This is a genomic window from Alteromonas sp. 5NW40-0090 (assembly GCF_057552975.1).
The window spans coordinates 132,010-152,346 of the sequence record NZ_BAAJLT010000010.1; the positions used below are offsets into that span (position 1 = coordinate 132,010).

18 protein-coding genes and 1 tRNA gene are annotated in these 20,337 nt (G+C 43.6%); 5 read left to right on the forward strand and 14 right to left on the reverse strand.

Annotated elements, in window-relative coordinates:
- Positions 1-100 precede the first annotated feature (100 nt).
- The 6 genes from AC27KT_RS13825 to AC27KT_RS13850 form a co-directional block, all read right to left on the reverse strand.
- Positions 101-613 (reverse strand): PAS domain-containing protein, encoded by a 513-nt coding sequence (locus AC27KT_RS13825; protein ID WP_474873170.1) that lies wholly within the window; start codon positions 611-613, stop codon positions 101-103.
- A complete protein-coding gene (locus AC27KT_RS13830) occupies positions 613-1,608 on the reverse strand; it encodes a response regulator (protein WP_487130859.1) in 996 nt (331 codons plus the stop codon). Before AC27KT_RS13830 ends, AC27KT_RS13825 begins: the two co-directional genes overlap by 1 nt.
- A 292-nt stretch (positions 1,609-1,900) precedes the next feature.
- Positions 1,901-2,611, reverse strand: a complete 711-nt coding sequence (locus AC27KT_RS13835) for an LrgB family protein (protein WP_487130861.1) — start codon at positions 2,609-2,611, stop codon at positions 1,901-1,903.
- Entirely contained in the window at positions 2,608-3,009 is a 402-nt protein-coding gene (locus AC27KT_RS13840) for a CidA/LrgA family protein (protein ID WP_487130863.1), read from the reverse strand. The genes AC27KT_RS13835 and AC27KT_RS13840 overlap by 4 nt, the downstream gene beginning before the upstream one ends.
- A 115-nt stretch (positions 3,010-3,124) precedes the next feature.
- The gene (locus AC27KT_RS13845; protein ID WP_487130865.1) at positions 3,125-3,892 is read right to left on the reverse strand and encodes a LytR/AlgR family response regulator transcription factor; all 768 of its coding nucleotides are present in this window, start codon (positions 3,890-3,892) and stop codon (positions 3,125-3,127) included.
- Positions 3,893-4,008: 116 nt separating this feature from the next.
- The gene (locus tag AC27KT_RS13850; protein ID WP_487130867.1) at positions 4,009-4,335 is read right to left on the reverse strand and encodes a DUF3718 domain-containing protein; all 327 of its coding nucleotides are present in this window, start codon (positions 4,333-4,335) and stop codon (positions 4,009-4,011) included.
- Positions 4,336-4,651: 316 nt separating this feature from the next.
- Between AC27KT_RS13850 and AC27KT_RS13855 the strand changes: the two genes are divergently transcribed.
- A complete protein-coding gene (locus AC27KT_RS13855) occupies positions 4,652-5,311 on the forward strand; it encodes a hypothetical protein (RefSeq protein ID WP_487130869.1) in 660 nt (219 codons plus the stop codon).
- 46 nt (positions 5,312-5,357) lie between these two features.
- Here the strand turns inward: AC27KT_RS13855 and AC27KT_RS13860 are convergent, their stop codons facing one another.
- The 3 genes from AC27KT_RS13860 to AC27KT_RS13870 form a co-directional block, all read right to left on the reverse strand.
- Positions 5,358-5,687 (reverse strand): hypothetical protein, encoded by a 330-nt coding sequence (locus AC27KT_RS13860; protein ID WP_487130871.1) that lies wholly within the window; start codon positions 5,685-5,687, stop codon positions 5,358-5,360.
- Between the two features lie 151 nt (positions 5,688-5,838).
- Positions 5,839-6,891 (reverse strand): MbnH family di-heme enzyme, encoded by a 1,053-nt coding sequence (locus AC27KT_RS13865; RefSeq protein WP_487130998.1) that lies wholly within the window; start codon positions 6,889-6,891, stop codon positions 5,839-5,841.
- A gap of 71 nt (positions 6,892-6,962) precedes the next feature.
- Positions 6,963-7,772, reverse strand: coding sequence for an MbnP family copper-binding protein (locus AC27KT_RS13870; RefSeq protein ID WP_487130873.1), 810 nt, complete (start codon positions 7,770-7,772; stop codon positions 6,963-6,965).
- A 78-nt stretch (positions 7,773-7,850) separates the two neighbouring features.
- On the opposite strand from AC27KT_RS13870, the gene AC27KT_RS13875 reads away from it, so the two are divergent.
- The 4 genes from AC27KT_RS13875 to AC27KT_RS13890 all read left to right on the forward strand — a co-directional run bounded on the left by AC27KT_RS13875 (position 7,851) and on the right by AC27KT_RS13890 (position 12,887).
- Complete coding sequence (locus tag AC27KT_RS13875) at positions 7,851-10,586, forward strand: choice-of-anchor B family protein (protein ID WP_487130875.1); 2,736 nt, start codon at positions 7,851-7,853, stop codon at positions 10,584-10,586.
- Positions 10,587-10,728: 142 nt separating this feature from the next.
- A tRNA-Ile gene (locus AC27KT_RS13880) sits at positions 10,729-10,805 on the forward strand.
- 156 nt (positions 10,806-10,961) lie between these two features.
- Entirely contained in the window at positions 10,962-12,149 is a 1,188-nt protein-coding gene (locus AC27KT_RS13885) for an MFS transporter (RefSeq protein ID WP_487130877.1), read from the forward strand.
- Between the two features lie 159 nt (positions 12,150-12,308).
- Positions 12,309-12,887 carry an outer membrane beta-barrel protein gene (locus tag AC27KT_RS13890; RefSeq protein WP_487130879.1) on the forward strand — a complete coding sequence of 193 codons (579 nt, stop codon included), beginning with the start codon at positions 12,309-12,311 and terminating at the stop codon, positions 12,885-12,887.
- 154 nt (positions 12,888-13,041) lie between these two features.
- Here AC27KT_RS13890 and AC27KT_RS13895 read toward each other — a convergent pair whose 3' ends face one another.
- The 5 genes from AC27KT_RS13895 to AC27KT_RS13915 form a co-directional block, all read right to left on the reverse strand.
- Positions 13,042-14,142, reverse strand: a complete 1,101-nt coding sequence (locus tag AC27KT_RS13895; RefSeq protein ID WP_487130881.1) for a mechanosensitive ion channel family protein — start codon at positions 14,140-14,142, stop codon at positions 13,042-13,044.
- 264 nt (positions 14,143-14,406) lie between these two features.
- The gene (locus tag AC27KT_RS13900) at positions 14,407-17,835 is read right to left on the reverse strand and encodes a M36 family metallopeptidase (RefSeq protein WP_487130883.1); all 3,429 of its coding nucleotides are present in this window, start codon (positions 17,833-17,835) and stop codon (positions 14,407-14,409) included.
- 193 nt (positions 17,836-18,028) lie between these two features.
- Entirely contained in the window at positions 18,029-18,439 is a 411-nt protein-coding gene (locus AC27KT_RS13905; protein ID WP_039224650.1) for a hypothetical protein, read from the reverse strand.
- Positions 18,440-18,518: 79 nt separating this feature from the next.
- Complete coding sequence (locus AC27KT_RS13910) at positions 18,519-19,448, reverse strand: PA2778 family cysteine peptidase (RefSeq protein ID WP_487130885.1); 930 nt, start codon at positions 19,446-19,448, stop codon at positions 18,519-18,521.
- Positions 19,449-19,452: 4 nt separating this feature from the next.
- Positions 19,453-19,833 carry a PA2779 family protein gene (locus AC27KT_RS13915; RefSeq protein ID WP_014951406.1) on the reverse strand — a complete coding sequence of 127 codons (381 nt, stop codon included), beginning with the start codon at positions 19,831-19,833 and terminating at the stop codon, positions 19,453-19,455.
- Between the last annotated feature and the right edge of the window lie 504 nt (positions 19,834-20,337).

The window sequence follows — 20,337 nt, forward strand, 5'->3', positions numbered from 1 at the left end:
AGTCGCACTCTTAGCGTGTATTTAAGACGCCGTGCTAGAAAAACTTGATGTAGATAGAATCGCAAAGTGCCTACCAAAAAGGCTGCTTCGCATATAGCGGTTATGAGTAGGTGCGTTTCACGCTATTAGCGACTAATCGCGCCTCTTGCTCTTCGGACATCGTAACCTGGAGTGCCTCAAGCTGCTTTTTTCCAACCGCAACATCCGTCATGTCGTAAATCATCATGCTTATAAAATCGACCTTACCCGTTGCTGAAGTAAGTGGAGATAGCGTGATATTTTGATACATATACGGCTCACTACCTGTAATCGGCCGGTAATTAGGAAACTTGAACAAATAAGGGCGCTGCTCCCACGTCATGAAAGCACGCGTTTTTAAATCGAATACTGGCTTAGCTTTTTTCATAAACCAGTCTTGTTTGATTGTGGGAAACAGTGAAAATAAGGTTTTGTCTCTCACTTCACTTGGCAGAAGGCCACTGTGGCTTTCCATAAAGCCATTCCACACTTGCACTGTGAAATTGCGATCTAAAACCACAATACCTACATCTACCGTTTGTAACATGTCCATCATCCAATGGAATTCTTGTAACTCATCTAAATGCTGGCTCATCAGAAATCCTCCAACAAGTGGGCGAGCTTGGAATTCATCATTTTCATAGACTCTTCCGTAAACAATAAGATCAAATCACACTGAACATTGTAACCTTCAAGGCCGTAGCTAAGCTCTATCGCCAGCGTACGCTTCCACTTAATTTGGTTCATACTGATAATTTCAGTGATAGCACGGTGCTGACCAAGCACAATGGGATGCCCCTGACTAAAGTTAATATCCATTTGGTTAGCTAACCCTGTTAAACAGGTTCCAATCAGAATACTTGCCGCGTCCATAAGAAGCTCTAACTGTAATTGGTCGTCTACTTCGCCTTCCACATTGAGAATTTTGGCCACATCGTCAAAGCTTGAATCGCTCAAAATACACAGAGCTTCACCGCTAACACCTGGCCCTAAAAAACCTTGGCAGACGGCAGTGACTTGTTCGTGACTTTCAATGTCAGAAAGCATCATGTGAAGTTCAGAGACTTCAATAAGGTTTACGTTAGGAATGGGGAGTTCTACAAAAACATTCATGGTGCGGGCGAGGTGGTCGCCTGCTTGCCCCATGGCAATATTGGTTATTTCTTGGTAACAATCGCGAATATCAGGGTCAAGCGGTGTCACCTCTTCTTGCGCTTCTTCTTCGACATGAAGAATATTGTATTTATCAAGAACCTCGGCAAGTTTGGCTGGTTCAACAGGTTTTCGGATAAAGTCTAACGCTCCGAGCGATGTAACTCTTTCATGCGCTTCAGGCTGGATATCTCCAGATACCACAATAACTTTGGTTTTAAGCCCTTGCTGTTGAATGGCCTCTAAAGTGCCATATCCATCGAGAACTGGCATATTCAAATCTAAGAGTAAAAGATCTCCCTTGCCTTCGGCGAGTGCAGACAGAGCATCTTGACCGTTCTTTGCAAAGTGAACAGCCACATCCCAATCTTGAGGTAGGCACTTAGCCACTTGCTTGCGCGCAACTAACGAGTCATCACATACGAGTACTGAAAACATTAAGTTCTTTTACCACCTAGCTTTTACAACCAGCCAACGCTGATATTTTCTAGCAATTTCAATTGTATCGGCCCAACCGCTGTGAACTGAAGTATTGATTTTTCTTCGGACATAAACATCAGAGTTACTATATCAACTTTTTAAAAAGATAATTTGTATATGGTGATACGAAACACCTCACTAAGAAATAGCACTTTTGGGGAATATTGCCAGCGCGTTTTACAATTAACTTCACGCTTATTTGGCGGTAAGTTTCAGGGAGGCTAAAGTAATATTAGGCCGCATCGATCATTCAAACAACCAAACTAAAAACGAGCGGTAGCGCTAGGGCTGTGAAAATGCCGTTTACGCACAACCCAAGGGTAGCCATGGCAGCAACATCTTCCCCCATGTGGATGGATTTTGCCGTTCCTATCGCATGGGCAACGGTTCCTAACGCAATACCTTGTGCTTGACGATCCTCTATTTTGAATAACGAAAAAACGCCTGTCGCTACAATAGCCCCCACTATACCCGTCGTTATAACAAAAACGGCTGCCATCGCAGGAATTCCGCCTATGTGAGCCGTCGTTTCCATTGCAAGAGGCGTGGTGATCGATTTCGCCAACATAGTCATTTTTAGAGCTGCTGGAGCATCTAGCGCAAACAGCGCGAACCAAGCGGTAATAGGAGCAACTATTCCACCAAGGACGATACTGACTATTAACCGCCATCCATAGCGCTTTAAAATTTGCCATTGTCGATAAATCGGTAACGCGAGCGCAACTGTGACAGGACCTAAAAGCCAATGTAACAAAGCAGCGGCTTGTTGATACTCAACAACGCTAGTGTTAGAGAGGTAAAGGCCCAAGAAAACAAAAATAGCGGTAAATACAATTGGGTGCGCTATCGGATGGCCGTTACATTTTCTATTAATCCGTAGCGCAATAAGGTAACCGACAACAGAAACACAAAGCCATATTAATCCATTGACGCTAAACGCTTGAGTTATTGCATTGATCATTCAAGCTCCCTACCCACTTGTGATGAGTTGGGCTCCTTATGCTGCTTACTACAAAACAACTTTTGGGCAAACCAGGCGGTAAAACCTAAGCTCAATGAGGTGGTAACAAAAATAGCTATGGTGATCGCAAGCAAATTCTCATAAATATCAACCCAATAGATTGATAGTGCAAGTACTGCCGGAATGAAAAGCAAAGACATATGCTTTAAAGGCAAAGTAACAAAACGTGCAGTGTGTGTTTCGAGTTTTGGAAAAATAAAAAGTATCCCAAGCAGAATCAAAAGCCCCACCAGCGCGCCAGGAATGGGCAAAGCCATGGCGTTTACAGCGAAAAGCCCAAGATAATACGCCGTGAAAACCAATATAGCTCCCACTAACGCCTTACTAACATCTCGCACCTTATATCCTTGCTTTTAAGAATTAAGCACTAATTGTAACGATTAGCGAGTTCCACCACCAGCAGGACCATGGTCGTATGATACTGTTAACCGGTAAAGCGCAGTGTTATGAAACTTATCGTCTTTCAACATGCCAGAACTGATAGAAATATTTATGAGTAATTTTGAACGTCTCACCGCCTTGCATAACCACCCTTTGATGATTAAGCCTCTGCTCTAAGTGCGCTACGTATTTTGCATTTACCGCCACCGAACGATTACATCGTTTAAAGTATCGCTCTCCAAGCCGCTTCAACAATTCACACAAGGTTGTTCGAACCACATAGCTTTCTGACAGCGTGTATATACACATATAATCACCAGCAGCTTCTATCCATTTTATATCGGCAGGGTCTAGGCAACACCATCCATCATCGGCCCTAATGGCAACAATGTTGGGTTTAGCGCTTTTACTTAATTGCTGGCGCAATGTTGCTAATAGCGCTGGTTTTGACACACCATGCTGCTCACACAAGCCCTTTACCATTGCGTTAAACTGAAAATTTCGCTCAACATAATGATACTTATTTTTCACGCATTCGATGGCACGCAATAGCTGGCTCTCTTCAAATGGCAAAGTCACAAAACCAGATGCATTATGCGAAAAAGCAAGCAGCGCATCTTCGTCGTTTTCACCCACTGCCAGCCAATATTTTGAGGCAAGATTTCGAGATGATTTTGATACTGAATAAAAACCGACGGACTGGGGGTACTTTTCAGCCAACGCTAAGCAATGACCGACCGACTCGGCCCCAAAAACATGGCTAAAAACATTTAGCTGCTTCAATATTTTGCAAAGTGATTCTTGCTGAGATGCAGATTGTAAGAAAATCAATGAGATCATCTGCTCTACCTTGCATACAAACTGTGGCTAACGATTTCTAATCCCTGATAGCACAGTGAATTAATGCAAAAAGGGGCTATCAATTAATAGCCCAAATTCCAGGGCGCGTAACTTTGCTAGCGCTTGGCTGTCAATACACCAGGATCTGCATTGATACGGCGCGCAATAAGCTGAGCGGTTTCAGACGCATTGTGAGTAGTCGCAAAAGTCAGCATATCTTGTCCGTTGCACACCAGACCTTCGTGTAAATCTCTCATATTTAAACCCGTTGCCTTAGCGGCGCGATGCAACTTTAAGCGGCTATTGCTTTTAACGGCTTCACATACTGCAACCAAGTCATCTTCAAGCTCTACTGGATATGAACCAGCATTTGCTGCGGTAGCGATAAAAGAAAGGGTCATTCCTATTAAAGCGAATTTGGTAACACGGCGTAACGTAAACATAACAATTTCCTCTGATAGTATTAGGCAACGCGGTGACGACCTCTTCATGCCGCCGCACCAATAAACTAGTTGAGGTTTATGATATTTACGCTACAAAAGCGTTAAAGTACGGTTATGTGAGACCTTGCGATAAGCACACAAAAGCCAAGGTTTAATTATCGGTCTAAACGGTTATTAATCGTACTTGATACATACTTTGCAACATTCTCTGAGCGCAGAGTTGTGAGTCATAGAGATTAACCGCTAAAGTATATCCAGAACCTAGTACAAATTCTGGCAATACGGTTCGCCATTAACATTAATTCAGGGAAGGACTATGTTAGAGCAACAACAGTATCATCTTATAAGAGCGGATATACAGCCTGGCGACATTATTGCTTTTGGCGGTAACAGTTTATTTTCTCGCTGGACGAAACTCACCACGCGCTCTGCAGTCACTCATGTAGCAGTAGTCACACATGCCCAAATGCGAGACAGCAAAACAAACCGATATTTCAACCAAGTTATGGAAGCTACGTTTTTTAAGGGCAAACGAGGCGTTATGACGAACCGCCTGAGTGAACGTGTGGCGTCTTATGATGGGGATATTTGGTGGCTGCCACTGTCTCGTATATCGCGCAGCCTATTTGAACAAAACAGACGTGAATTTTTTACTTTTATGCAAGAGCAAGATGGCAAGCCCTACGATGTTCTACAGCTTTTCGGCTCTGCGGTAGATGCTATTGACGAACACCCGCTTTTTGGCGGCATTAGTTACAATCAAGAGGATTTCAGTAGTTGGTTCTGCTCAGAACTTATCGCAGAGGGGCTAGAAACTGCAGGAGTAATAAGTGGTGTAAATGCTTCCGAAGTAACCCCAGTAGACATCTGCCGGTTCAATATTTTTAAGAAACGTTATGTCCAGATTAAAGGTGATGGACGGCTAATTAGTGGCTTTAATTCGTTAAAACCAGATAATTGGGGCCAGATTGCCTAGCCCCAATAGCTAAAAGCATCACTGCCTGTAATAGGTAAGTGAATTTTTAGAAAATACTATCTTGGTGGATTTTGATAAACATACTCGTACCAATTTTCGAGTAGTCAATCTTATATTCTTTTCCATTAAGCGTTTGAATGAACACTAAGGTTTTTTCATCGCCGAAAACATCGCTAGTCGTTACATCGACCAGTTCCATATCCATCATTTTCGCATCGCGCTTATTTTCTGGCACTTTGCCTTCATATTGCTTAATGCCTTTGTAGGTTACGATAATTGGCGGGTTCTCATCGCCATTAATAACCAATAGGTCTAACTTTCTAATTTTATGAATGATGGTGTTTCGACCACTTGTTATAAAGGGTTTTTCAGTCATTCTCATCTCCGCGACCGCTTACCTGCTTTTTTAATTATTAACAAAGAATGTGATAGTTGAGTCTATCACGATGTTAACAAACAGCACATAAGCATTTGGTTGATATATATGTGCAAAGTATAAACATAAAACACACAAAATGAGCAATAAATCACTTATTTTTGCGTGAATCGTGTTTTTCAACAAATCCTTCGTCAGTTAAACTTTGTAAAAATGCCACCAGTGCTGCTTTTTCTTTTTCTGAAATACTAAAGCCTTTAATAAACGGGCTGCGATAGGGGTTGGGGCTTTCAGCTTCATTGCCACCTCGGGCATAAAACGCAATAACGTCTTCAAGGGTGTCTATACTCCCATCGTGCATATAAGGTGCCGTGAGCGCAATATTTCGCAAAGTAGGGGCTCTAAACTTCCCCATGTCCTGCTTGTTAAAGGTCACACTATACAGCCCCATATCTGTCTTGGGGTAACTGCCCGCACCATCTTCGTTGTACAAACCTGTATTGTGGAATGGTTGGACACCAAATGGCTGAAAACTATGTTTAGACGACTGCGTAAAGTTCACGCCTCCGTGGCAGTGAAAACACTCTGTGCGTTCAGAAAAAAAGAGGTTAAGGCCCTCAAGTTGTTGCGCTGTTAGTGCGCTGTCGTCTTGTCGATACGCATAGGCATCAAATGCACTATTAAAAGACACTAGGCTTCTTACATAACTAGCCAATGCTTTAACAATGTTGTTCACACTAGGGGTTTCGTCACCATACGCAGCTTTAAAGAGTGAAGGGTAATCGCCTTGCTCAAGGCGCATTAAAATAACATCTTCATTGCCAGTTACGCCCATTTCCACAGGGTCTTCGTTAAAGAGCGGGATCAGTAGTTGTTTTTCAATACTGTCTAAGTTGTTGTGCGCCCACGTAAATGAAGCATTGTAAGCCACATTAATAAGCGCCAGCGCGTTGCGGTTGAGTTCTTCGCCATGTGCGCCCACTGACACTTTTCTAGATTCTGCGAAGGCTTTTTCAGGAGCATGGCAGCTACTACATGATGTCGTGTTGTTCGCACTTAATGCCGTATCAAAAAACAGCTTCTCCCCCAATTTAACGCTTTCCACCGTCATGGGGTTGTCGGCAGGAACCGTTGGCGCAGGTATATGATTTGGCAGATTCCACTCATACGGGGTGGGTGCTTTCGAACACGCACTTACCCCCACCACAATGCAAAGTGAACACACCATCTCCCGTATATTCGGTGCTTGCGTTTTAAAACGCTGAGGAAGCACTTTTATTGCCACTTAATCCAAGGCCTATGTACGAGATTTTGAATAAGCTTTTTACAAGGTTCTGCTTCAGGAGACTCAAACATGCAGCTTGTTGCTTCGTTTAAATCAACTTGCGCTACTATGTTAGACACCGAGACTTCTAAATCTAAATCCGTATCAAGCTGTGTCATCGGCAAAATAAACTCTACGCGATTAGTGAAGGCACAGGATTTTTCCGGCGATCTAACAGCAGATTCGGAGTTACAGCCAACACTGCCTAAATGATAAGACCATTTTCGCGCTTCTTCGCCACTTTTAGACACATCCAGTCTTAAAAACTTATGGCCATTTTGCCAACTCCAAAACATTGAACTGTCATTTAATGGCGAAGGCTGTGTGAGTGGATTAGCATGATTAACGTCGAAGGGAAGCCCCATGGTAAAACGCAAATTCGTTGATAATTTCAATAACTCTTCAGACACATCCAGCACAATCTTGCTATTCGCATCATCGGGATTGCTGCATTTGTTATGAAATTTCAACAGCGCTTCATTCGGCGTTTGCCATTGGGTTTGTTTAAATTTAACCCGCTGCCACTTTCCATCAATACGTACTTCAGGCTTACTGAGGTAAAAGCCAAAATAATCAACATTCCAGCGCTGCTGCCCAATACTCATTATCATGGGACAAGCCCCAGTATCTACCCCAACCAATTTAAACGGGATCTCACCGGGCTCCCGTCCTTTGAGATTTACTACATCACACCCAGTTGTCGATACCAAAACCGCCAAGAGTAACGAAGGCATGACACACATGCGAAAAGGCATTTTCATTTATTTATGTACTTCCTTTAATTATCTGGTAGTTTTTTAAACAAACCAGCGATTTTTAACACTTGTTCGGATGACAAGATGAATGCATTGCATATCACGCCAATAGTGCTGCTTTTAACGATTATGAGTCAAGCAGTGCTCGCTCACACTGACCACGACAAAGCGCGCTTTGTTGCTGAAAGCGGCATTGACACAGGAAAGTGTGACAACCGTTTCAGGCCCTGCAAAACCTTGACATACGCAGCGAGACAGGCCAATAAAGGCGATAGAATTCTCGTCGCTGAAGGTCAGTATTATTTCGACAACGCGCAGCAAGCACAAGTGCTAAACGACAGTCTTCTACCCGTGCTTGGCGGGTTTTCTCGTAACGATCACTTCCAAGCGCAAAAACCCGCTTTACACAAAACTTTACTTCTCAACGTACCTGCCTTTTTATCAAAAGCACTTTACGATAGGGGGTTCGACACTATTGTCGATGGTAAAGCCGCTTCACCTCTTACGTCACTAGCCGCACAACATATGGAGCTGGACACCACTGTAAGCGCAAATGAAAGCTGTAGCAGTGGGTTGGCTGGGGACTATCCGTGTAGCAATATTGATTTACTTTCTCACGTCCCAGTTGCCGCACTTTCGTCAGTGTCTAATAGCGCCAATGATATCTGGGGGCATGTAGATTTAAACAATCGCAGAGAGTATGCCATTGTCGGCATGCAAGCCAGTATTGCTGTGGTGGATGTAACCGAGCCCACGTCTCCAGTAGTTGTAGGCGAAATCACGGGGCAAAGCACAACATGGCGCGACATCAAGGTCTATCAGTATTTTGATAGTACATCGGGCAGATTTAAGGCCTATGCATACGCCAGTGCAGACAGCGTAACTGAAGGGTTTAGCATAATAGACCTGAATAACTTACCTGAGCGCGTTAGCCTAGTTAGACGTAATACCGACGACAACCGTGCACACAATATCTATATATCAAACGTAGACTACACACTAAATACTCCCTTGGCAGGCGCGACATCTCAACTTCATTTGGTGGGCCAAGATAGTAATGGTGGTGCTTTTCGCTCCTATGCGCTAAGCGCGCCTCAAGCCCCCACACCTTCCTATATACCCAATGGTCTTACCCGAGCAGACTACACGCATGACGCTTCTTCAATGCATATCACAGATGCACGAGCTCAAACTGATTGCGTAAATTCCACCGCATCAGGATGTACCGTAATACTCGACTTCAACGAAAGCTCAATGCGCCTTTGGGACCATACTGATTCTAACAGTACGTCAGAACTAAGTAATACTAGCTACAACGAGGTTGCCTATACCCACAGCGGCTGGTTTAGTGAGGATAAGCAATACGCGTTTGTCCACGATGAACTGGACGAGCGCAACTTTAGCTTAAATACCCGGGTCATGATTTTTGATATTTCATCACTGACTGCGCCTGTACTGGCGGGTATTTGGACCAGTAACAACGGTACCATCGATCACAACGGCTACGTAAGAGGGAATCGCTATTACATGTCGAATTACGAACGTGGCTTAACCGTACTAGACATTGCCGACCCTACCGCACCTGAAGAAGCAGGTTTCTTCGACACCTACCCTGCTTTTAACAGCACCAACTTCAATGGTGCTTGGGGTGTTTATCCATTTTTACCAAGCGGCAATATTTTAGTTAGCGATATTCAGCGTGGCCTGTTTGTTTTAAAAGATAATACGCTCACCGCGGCCCCTGTTGCGGCGTTTTCGCAAAGTAGTTATGAGACAGAAGCCGATACAACATTTAACCTTCCCGTTACTAAAAGCGGCGACAGTGCCATGTCGGTAGCCTACGAGGTATTAGCTGGCTCGGCCCTCAGCGATGATGTTTTGTTTACTTCTGGCGAGCTTACCTGGGGCGCAAATGATTCTGAAACAAAGAATATTGCATTAAATGTTAGCGCTAATAATGATACAGAAAGTAACGAAGTGTTTTTTGTCAGGCTATTTAACCCTCAAGGCGGCGGTATCTCCTCAGGCAAAGGCTATACGCAAGTGACAATACTGGGTACAGCGCAACAAGGAAAAATTGAATTAAATACTTCCGAACTCGCTGTTCTGGAGATCGATACTGAACTCACCTTAAATATTGTTCGTCAAGGCGGAAGTGAAGGCAGCGTTAGCGTAAATTATTCACTGGAGAGTGATACTGCAATAAACGATCAAGACTTCGTGACTGCAACCGGCATGCTAACTTGGAGTGATGGCGATACTGCCGATAAGACGGTGACAGTAACGCTCATTAACGACAGCCTGGAAGAAGAAAACGAACAGTTCCGTTTAGTGCTTGCCGCGCAAGATGCCAACGTATTAGGCGGCGTTGTTGAAACTGTCATTACGATAAAAGACGATGAAAGCAACCAAGCCCCCGTCGTGAACGCAGGAACAGATGTTGAAACCGATGTGAGAGCAAGCGTTGAGCTAACAGGTAGCGCGCAAGACCCCGAAGGCGCGCTAATAAGCGTAGAGTGGACACAAACGGCAGGCGAAACGGTCACTATAAGAAATTTAGACACGCTAACTATGTCTTTTACAGCCCCAGCTACTGCAAGTAATTTAACGTTTACATTGAGTGCAACCGACGAGTTCGGCATTAGTACCACCGACACCGTCACGGTAAATGTAAATGAGAGCGTAGCAAGTGTACCTGTTGATAATGGTTCAAATAGTTCTGGCGGGGGCGGTTCAACTACTTTACTGAGCATGTTAGTTCTAGCTTTTGCAGTTCGATTACGCCGTGCGCGGCTGCAGAAAGTAATACACAACTTATAGGTGAGTGAACAAAAATAAAGCAAACAAATCACAAAGCCACAAGCGAGGCGTGACAAGGCAAATAAAACTGCTTATACTTGCGCTCGCTTGTGGTTGTTATGCAAAGCAATTTGCAATAGAAACCGTACAGCACATCTAATACGGCCCCATAGCTCAGTTGGTTAGAGCATCCGACTCATAATCGGCAGGTCCCCTGTTCAAGTCAGGGTGGGGCCACCATCTTTCTTCAGCTTCATCAACTGATAACACAGACCAATTAATAATAATTGTCGTGCACTTGTGCTCAAACTAAAAAAGCACCTTTATTAAAACTGTAATACCTCACCTGTAGTCTTTGGCTATTATTACTTTAGCCATTTAGCGGTTTCTTATTAGATGAAGCACACCATGTCGCGCCATGCGTTTTACTCTCTAACGGTTACCTTCACTATTTTGTCCATTCTAGGTCAGGTTTCTACCAGCATTTATAGCCCCTTCTTTTTTGATTTAGCGATTGTGTACGGCAGTCCGGTGAGCATAATCGAACAAAGCGTAGCGGTGTTTTTAGTTGCGTTCTCATTTTCACAGTTAGCGTCGGGCATAGCGTGTGACTATGTAAATAAGCAAACATTTTTGTTCTTTGGAATATTGGTATTTATTGCAGGTACGCTTATGGTGGCGCTCGCTAGCGATCAAGCGACTTTTCTAATAGGCAGAGTCGTTCAAGGCCTAGGAGGTGGGGTTGGTGTGTCGGTATCGCGAGGCTTATCGCGTCAAATCTTTAACGAAAAACAGCTAAACACTTCACTTTCACTCATCAACATTGCCTTTGCTATCGCGCCAGCAATCGCGCCTTTAGTCGGTACGTTAATTGGAGAGTACTTCGGTATTTCCGCTATTTTTTATTTCGTTTTAGTGTTGGGCGTTTTAGCTTTAATTTTGCTTTTTTCCGTTTCTCATAAACTAGCTCAATACATGCTGCCAGCCACAGAAAATGTTTTAAGCGATACGTTAGCTCTTATTAAAAGCACAATAATGAAAATTGTCTCTATAGGCATGGCAAGCGGACTTTTATATGGCATGGTCTTTTGTTTTATTACTAGCGCGCCATCAATGATTATGCAGCAGTTTGGGCTTACAAAAACGCTGTTCTCCATATACTCTCTCATGGCCACCTTGTCATTTGTTGTTGGGAGCTTACTTAATATTCGTTTAGCGTCTTTGTCACCTCTGCAAAAGTTCAAGCGATCAAGTTTGCTTATTGCCGTGCTCTCCGTACTTTTTGGGTTAACCGTTTTCTGTAGTTTCGCCAATGATTTACTCATTATCCTTGCTTATTGCTACATGATGTTCTTTTTTATCGGTATCGCCATGCCCTGCAGCGTTACAATTATGCTTGGTTTCTCTAGAACATCTGCGGGATTTTTAGCTGCCCTCACTGGTTTTTTCCATTTAACAGGGGCGGCAATAGGTGCTTACGCGGTAACACTACTTACGTTAGAACCTACCCTTGCCTTTAGCTTATCGACTTGCATACTGAGTTTAGCGAGTATCATTATTTGTTTGACGTTTAAAAAGCACTAGTTACGCATGCAGCAGTATTTAGTCACCACTAATTGACCAAATGATATTCTTTTCGCAACCTCCAACACCTTTCCCATTTGATTTTTAAAAACTATCCCCATAATGGTGGAACTTCCAAAGTGGTTGGAAGTGATTATTGTTAAAAGGATATTAGAAACAATGAAACGTACTATTCTCGCCAGTATCTTTGGCGCACTTTCTTTAAATGCTTTCGCAGCTTCGCCTTCTTATGACTTTATCAAAGCTGGATATGTACAAGCAGATATCGAAGACGCAGGCGACTTCGAGCCAACAGGGTTTCAGATTCAAGGTTTTAAATCGCTTAACGAAAACGTGTACCTAACAGGGCGCTATGGCCAGCTAAGTGAAGACGAATATGGCGTTGACGGCAAACTAGACTACATTTCAGCAGGTGTTGGATACCGCTATGGTTTAACTGCAACAACTGATTTCTTTAGTGAGTTAACCTACGAATATGTAGATATTGATGTGGATGCAGGTTTCGCTTCTGCAGAGGCTGACGACAACGGCTATGGCATTACTGCCGGTATTCGTTCAATGCTTTCAGAACAATTTGAGCTTCGCGGTGCGATTCGCTATATCGACATTGAAGAAGATGATACTGCCTTTGAAATTGGCGCAGACTATTTCTTTACGCCGCAGTTTTCATTCGGCGCAACTTATGTCATCGCTGATGATGTAGACCTACTAGGTGTATCAGCGCGCTACACTTTCTAATACGCTAACAGTAAGAAGGCGTAAACGTATTAAAGCCACGTTTTTAAACGTGGCTTTTTTATGCTTAGCGGTTATTAACCCTTATTGATGACATAAGTCCGTACGAATCTGCAATTTAAAAAGCGCTGCGTTAACACTATCAATTTTCTCAGTCTCATGGCCTTGTATACTCTTGCGCTGTCGACAACTTATTAGCCGCGCCTTCTTGCTCCATATTAAGTGCAGTAATTGGGAATGGTATTACAATACCCTCTTCATCAAATCGCTTTTTAAGCATTTTTATAAAGGCGCTTTTAATAAAGAAGCGATTGAAATATTCGCGGGTTCTCAGCATCACGGTTAAGTTAATACTCGAATTGTCGAAGGTGTGAAACAACACAAAAGGTTGGTAGGTTTCAACACCATACTCATGTTTTTCTAGAATGGTATTGGCAACTTCTAAACAGACCTTTTCAACATGGTCTAAATCAGAGCTATAGTGCACGCCCACTTCAACGGGTACTGATAGTTCGCGTTCAGGATAGTAGTAGTTAATCAGTTTGGAATTAGAGAGCTTGCTGTTCGGCATGATAACAATGTTGTTAGGCAGCATTCTAACCCACGTAGAGCGCCACCCTATTTTCTCAACAAAACCTTGTTCTCCTGAGTCCAGTTCAATGAAATCGCCTATACGAATAGGCTTGTCCATGACCAACTGAATACCGGAGAAGAAATTTTCAAGCGTTGGTTGTAGCGCTAATGCTACTGCAAGCGATGTAATACCTAATGAAGCAACGATGGGCGTTATCGATACTCCCATCGTGCTTAAAATGATTAAAATGGCGAGTACGGCAAACACTGCTCTTACTGCACCACCAGCAATCGCGCTGGTGTTTTTCACTATAGTAGACTGATCGCGGTAGCGGCTTAAGGAATAGGTAACAAAGCGTTCAAAGAAGAGAAACAGTGTAATTATAAGGCCAGCTTCAATAACAATAGTTAACGCCTCAATAGCCCTTTCATCTTCTACCTGAAATACTGAAACAATGCTTTTCACCAATAACAGAAAGATAACCCAAATCAGTAAATTCAGAGGAGCATTTAGTGACAATACAAGTACACGATAAATATCAGACATACTGCTGTTTTCTGAACGCGCCTTGGCCTTTAAACGCACCAAAATAAGACGTTTAATGATGAAAAGCACAATAACAACGCCTATTAATCCGGCTATCGCTATTGCCTGTTGATTATCATGAAGTTGGGTGCTGTCCACGGCTGACGATGCTCCTGCGTAACAAAGTATGGTGTTTTTTATTAGCTAAACGTTAATACGGGAAAGAAGACGCAAAAGGTGCACCAATTGTTTGTTCCTACGCAGATTCATTATGCTTGCTGTTTATCAAAGATAGTAAAAAAAAGCCCCATACTGTTTTCACAATATAGGGCTTTGCTCGGTTTTATAAGCCTTAAGCAAGACGCTTATATGTAGCTTACCTTCCGACTATTCGGCCCAGATTCTAAGCGCCTTTGCTGACGACTAATTAAGTAAGTTCAAGGGCAATACTTTCCCTGTTACCGGGTTAAACTCGAACGTTACTGTTCCCGTCGTCGCATTACCGTTTTGATCAACGTTTGCGTCGTTGATATCACTTACAAACTGGTCAATAACAACCCGATATGACGTCGGGCCGTTAGCCCAACCATTTACGCGAACACGATAGGTTTCGCCGGGAACAATGCCACCGCCAACTTGCTCATTAGAGCCCAAGTTGCCGGAGCTCGCCATAATATTGCCTTCGGCATCTAGCAGTTCAAAGTCAAGATCTGGCACTGCTACTACCTCAACATCAGCGCTCAGCGTTGCAACTACACTTGATGCACTTGGCAGCGCTGTAAATGGAATATCAACATAGTCAACGCCATCAACCAACGCTTCATCCGCTGCGCCAATTAAGACAACACCAGTGTGCTCCTCAATATTATGGTAAACCACAGACTGTTCTTTTGGCTCAGACGTATCAAAGGTAGTTGTTTCTCCAGTGCCCGTTGACGAAGCGCCAGCTTCGTAGCCGCTGATCCGCGCTTGGAACGTAAAGAGTTTTCCATTTGGGTTATCAAACTTTAGATAACGCAGTGCAGATGTTCTGTCTACATCTAGCGATTGATCGAAACGGAACCTTGCTATGTCGCCGTTTTTACCAGTGCCACCATTATCTGCATTCAATACGGTAATACTGCCATTGCTAATATGGGTAATATCGAAATCAACCGGACCGTAAATTCTCTCGTCGCCAGTATTTATCAACGCAATATCAAAGGCGAAAATGCCGTTATTGTAGTTAACATTACCCACTTTGTAGTCAACTTGCTCACTCACATCCACCGTGTTCAAACCGGTTGAAGCAATCCCTGACATATTAGAAAAACCAACTTGCTGATTAGGGTTAAGGCTGACTGCACGCACTACGTATTCATAGTCAAACGAGTCTATGCCTTGACCTGCACCACGCCCTAAACCTTGCCCTTTGTCTATGTAGCGATTATCGCCCACAATAAATTCAACATGGGTGAAGCCAGAGAATGTGAGGTCGCCGTCAAAGTATTCTCGGGTTGGTACACCCGTAAACAAACGCGCACTCGCCCCTTTTTTGCGTTTTAGCAATTGATAAGCAAAAGCGTCAGGTACGGTTTCCCACGTAATTTCAATCGCATCATCTGAAATAATATGCGCGTCTATAGCGTCTGGTGTCGATGGCTTAGCCTGGGTAGCCGTAAACTCGCTCACTGCCGTTGATATAGTCTGTCGACCGCCTAACGGTGCTTTCGCGTTTGCACCTAGCTCTCTAGCGGCAAAAACACGCTCAATTAATGCATGATGACGACCCGGTGAAGTTAAATCTAAAGGATCGGTAGGATATAAGGCGGCATCTGCAATTAACACTGCATCTCGTGCGCGCACGAAAGTGTCTGGCGCAGATATCCCTAGCACGTACATTGAGCCTAGGAAGATACGTTCCCACGTTTCTTTGCCCAAGCTAGTTTCTTGGGTAGGATCGCCGGTAACTGGGTCGGGGCGAACAAAGTCTTGTCTAGGCTGCAGCGCCACCATAAGCTCTCTTAAATCCCACATTGCACCCGCGTAAATTTCTCCATCACGATGCACTTCAAATGCGTTGTCTCTTGTGCCTAACTGCGAATAACGAATTTGGCTCTGTGCAGAACGAATAAACTCAAATGAGTCGGGATTAACCCCCTGCTCTCTTAAGAATTTTCGTAAATCGCACGAATTAACGGGGTAAGTACCTAAATCCGGTGTTTCGCCTACCGTGTATGCCCAAAGGTCGGCTTGTCCTTCGTTAAGCGCACCACCTTCTGGCTCGCCTTCAAAACCTGCGATAGGGGTAATTGTCGCATGTGTGCCTTCATGAATGGGAACCGAGAAGTCCATTGCTAGGTTGTTGAACAAGTAACCATGGCCGTAAGCGGTCGGGTTAACCACGACCTCTTCACCTGCAATTTCCTGTGATAACGGCACTGCAAATGCGTTGTCTAAACCCAATAGCTTAGCCATAAACTCGGGATCTGCTGGATTATCTGGTGGGTCGAGCACATTCGGAATATGTACCACACCGGTTAACGGTATCGCTTCGTTAGGATAGCTATTAGGAAACGAGCCATCGCCCACTCCACGACTATGCACAGCATCGCCGTCTTTATGAAGGTAATCTAAATATTCGAGCAATGTGGTGATGTAAATAAACTGGCTGATGCCGTCAATGTGATGTGCCGTAGAAGGCGTTACGTGATCATCTTCGACAGGTCTTGCCTCAATGGCAGCATCCTCACTGAAGTGATACGTGCCCGTTGCCGCTTGTGGAAACGGCCCTTTTGTCAGCATCGCGCTTTCAATAAGCGCGTGCTTACCGGTAAGCAAACCTTCAACCCCCGTCACTAAGTTGGAATCGTCAAACTTACGTAAGTTGATGCGTTCCATCCCTTTCGGTTTGCCGGTGTAGCCACCTGCATCGTCCTCTATCAAACATTCGCTTTGCATCGACGGCGTAATGGGTGGAAATGTTGGGAAATAATCCGCAGTCTGCTGAACCAAGCCAATCTGCCCCGTTTGCGTAACTTCATTTTCACCTGTAGGAAGAATGGTTCTGACCCGGTCATTACGCGCCAAAATGTCTCCCGACTGGGCATCGATAACATACTCAAACACACCAAAGGGATTTGACGAGTAATAAAAGAACTTCCATGCCAGTTTAAGTTCATTGTTATCCTGTACAACCACTTTCTGTGGTACTGGCTTGGCAAATATGCCTAGGCTTTTTTCTATTTGAGAAAAAGCAGGGTTCAGTACATCAAGAGCTTCTATGGGCAATGCCCGCTTGTAAGACGCTAAATCGGCGGTTGCCACGCTGATAGCGCTATTCGCAGAAAGAACCTGTGTATTTGCAATAGGCGTATTTATAGCAGTGTCGGCGAACAGCGCTCTCACTACCTGAGACTCATCAATTAAAAGCCCAACGCCTCTGTCTTTAATTTTTACACCATCTATGACTTGGTCAAATCTTACTAAATGACCACCCAGTGCAGCTCTACTACGGTGAGGGTTAAAAACAAAATCCCCGTCACTTAGACCACCTAAAAGGGCAGAATGACGACTTATAAAGTCATACCCCATCTGTTCGGGCGACGTTCCTGAAACATCAATGGCAATACCAAAAACACTATCTAAATGGCCATTAGCTGTTCGTAATGTAGATGATGGGAATGTGGTTTGCAGTTGGTCTAACGCCATTTGAAACAAGCTGTTTGCTGGCGGGTTAACAACATTGTCAGTTAGATTTATTTCGGCAATGCGGTGCGATGAAGTATCTAAGGGTACGTGTACTTTAGAGGCGCTTGCTACGAAAGGTAAAGCCGCTGCTACCGCAGCATATATAAGGGTTCTTTTTTTCATTATTCAATCCTTAAAATTTGGAGCTATCAATGCGTTCAGCGTTAATACTGAGCAACGACTAGATAGCGTTAACCAAATTAGGATCGAGCAAAAAACGCCCATCCACCATAGGGGTTAACCACTAGAGTTAACTGCACCAACCAGATGTGGGAAATGAGATAGTTAATTGCGCTATTAACTTATTACAGGCTAATTAGGAATCAGAAAGCAGAGATAGTTTGCGTTCATATTCGCGAGACAACCACGAAGAAGCTTCGTCAATATCTGTGAAAAAAAGATAATCCATACTTTTGAGCTCGGGTATCCTCTGAAACATTATTCCGCGTATAACAGGTCCTTTATAAACATAAGCTTTCGCGATTAATCCCATATCAGGGAGCCGTTTTATAATACGCTTGAGTATGTCGAAGGCCTCAGGAGTTGCACCTTCTACTTGGCTAATATCTGCAAGAAGGGAAAAGGGTCGTTGATTCAGTCCTATGACTAGTTTAAAAAGACGATCGCTGTAGTCTTCCGCACTTTTTTCATTAAACGCGCCATAGAGTCGAGTGGTGACTACTCCGTTCTCGTACGAAATTGTTGATGAGCTCAGTATTTTTGGCATAGCCTACTTTCACAATTACTTCCTAGGTTAATAGTAGACGATAAGTTTTCGTAAATGCGAATACTCTTAAAGTTTAGGTTTATTTCTCAGCCAATGTTAACAGCGGTTCGTTATCGGGAAAGCGTTCAAGCCCCTGTTTTAGAATTGTATTTGCCTTCTCGGGCATGTTGTTTTCGCGCAAAGCTAATACGTAGTTGTGAACATAAACATGTTGGTGCTGCCCCACTTCATAGCCTTTCTCAAACCAAACCACTGCTTGGTTGTCGTTTTGCTCTAAGTAATAATTGGCAATCAGGAAATAACTTAACCAGTACGTTGGCCATGTATGCGACGCGGTTTCCAAAAACGCCAATGAACGCGCTTTATCTCCCACTTTAAGCATGTCGTAAGCCGCACTTACATAAGTGAACGGTGTCATCTCAGGCGAGGTTACATTAGGAGGAACTGGTGCCAAATACCAGTAATTTCCTCTTCCCCACGTTCTTTCAAAAAGCTCAAGCGACATTTCGTGATTAGGCGTAAGGCCGGTATGTAAAGTAACCGTCCCCTTATCACTATCGAACCCAATAACAACAGCGTAGTGCCATTGGGGTAATAACTGGATGGACAAATTTTGAAAAACAATCACTGGGATATCGTCTTTAACTAACGACATAATCGACGATAATGTCCCTCGGTCAGTATAGGGCAAAAAACCAAACTGCCGAGTAGCCGTGATCATCTCCAGCTGAAGACTGCCTTCTTTGTTAGGAATGAATAACTTAGGCGCAATGTCATTTGGAGAGGTGCTTTCACCATAGTAACCAAACACTTCAGATAGTGTGGTAGGCCCGCAATAAAACTGTTCTTGGGGAAAAAACGGAACAGATTGAATAGTGTGAGATTCAGGTAAAGAGGCAAGTCCCTCTTGCCTCAGCTTGTCCGCTTGAGGTGTGGACTGACAGCCTGAAAGCAAAAATAGAAGCGAAAGGCCTGCTAACGCGCAGGCCTTTTTAACTAAATTGTTCATCCAATTAGCTGTTCACAGGACGAATGAATGGGTAAACGTCAGTTACACCAATTAGGTCCAAAATTGCGATAATAGCAAGTACAGTAAGCACTGCGCCTACAACACCACCCGCTGGCGCTTGATTAATTTCATCATTTAATTGCGCAATTTCACTGTCGGTCATGCCGTTGATTCTCGCGATAGCTTGATTGCTATCTACACCTAAGCTTACCAATTTACTCTGCACGTCGGCACGATTAACCATGTCAATTAGCTGCTGCTTATTGTAGTGAGCAGCTTGAGTTTGCATTACGGAATCTGAGCTAATTGCTTCTGCATGCACGCTGCCAGACATTAAAACCGTTGCCGAAAAGCAACCAATCGCAATTTTTTTCAAAAATTTCATGATGTTTCCCTCTTTAAAATGCCCAGTTTTATTCTTCTTTTGCGTTACCTAACTCACGATAAACTAGAGTGAAATAAAACTTCGCACTGATTCAGCAGACGCATTTGCGCTCTGCAGTTTATTTTCAGTAGATAAGCACAGCAAGATTAAGACCAACTAAAAAAACCTTTTTTTATAATAGACAAGGTTCCATTTTTTTCTCTTTAAAATAACGATTTAAGAGACCTTTATGCGAAAACAGTGATCAAAGCTTTATTCGTTGATTTTGCATTGATACATCACCGCGCGCTGACTTTTATGTAATATTTTCTTTATGCTGGAATTATTTGCTTGCCGCTAATGTAAAAAGAGCAACAAACAGTAAGGGGCACTTCGTGGAATGACCGGGTGATTCGAAACGCCTATTTCACGCCTCATACCATACGGAGTTAAGTTTCAGGTGCAATTTTTGACAAAAACACGCTATAAAAGACAGTATTGGGGTTAATATTTTCTTTAGCGTTT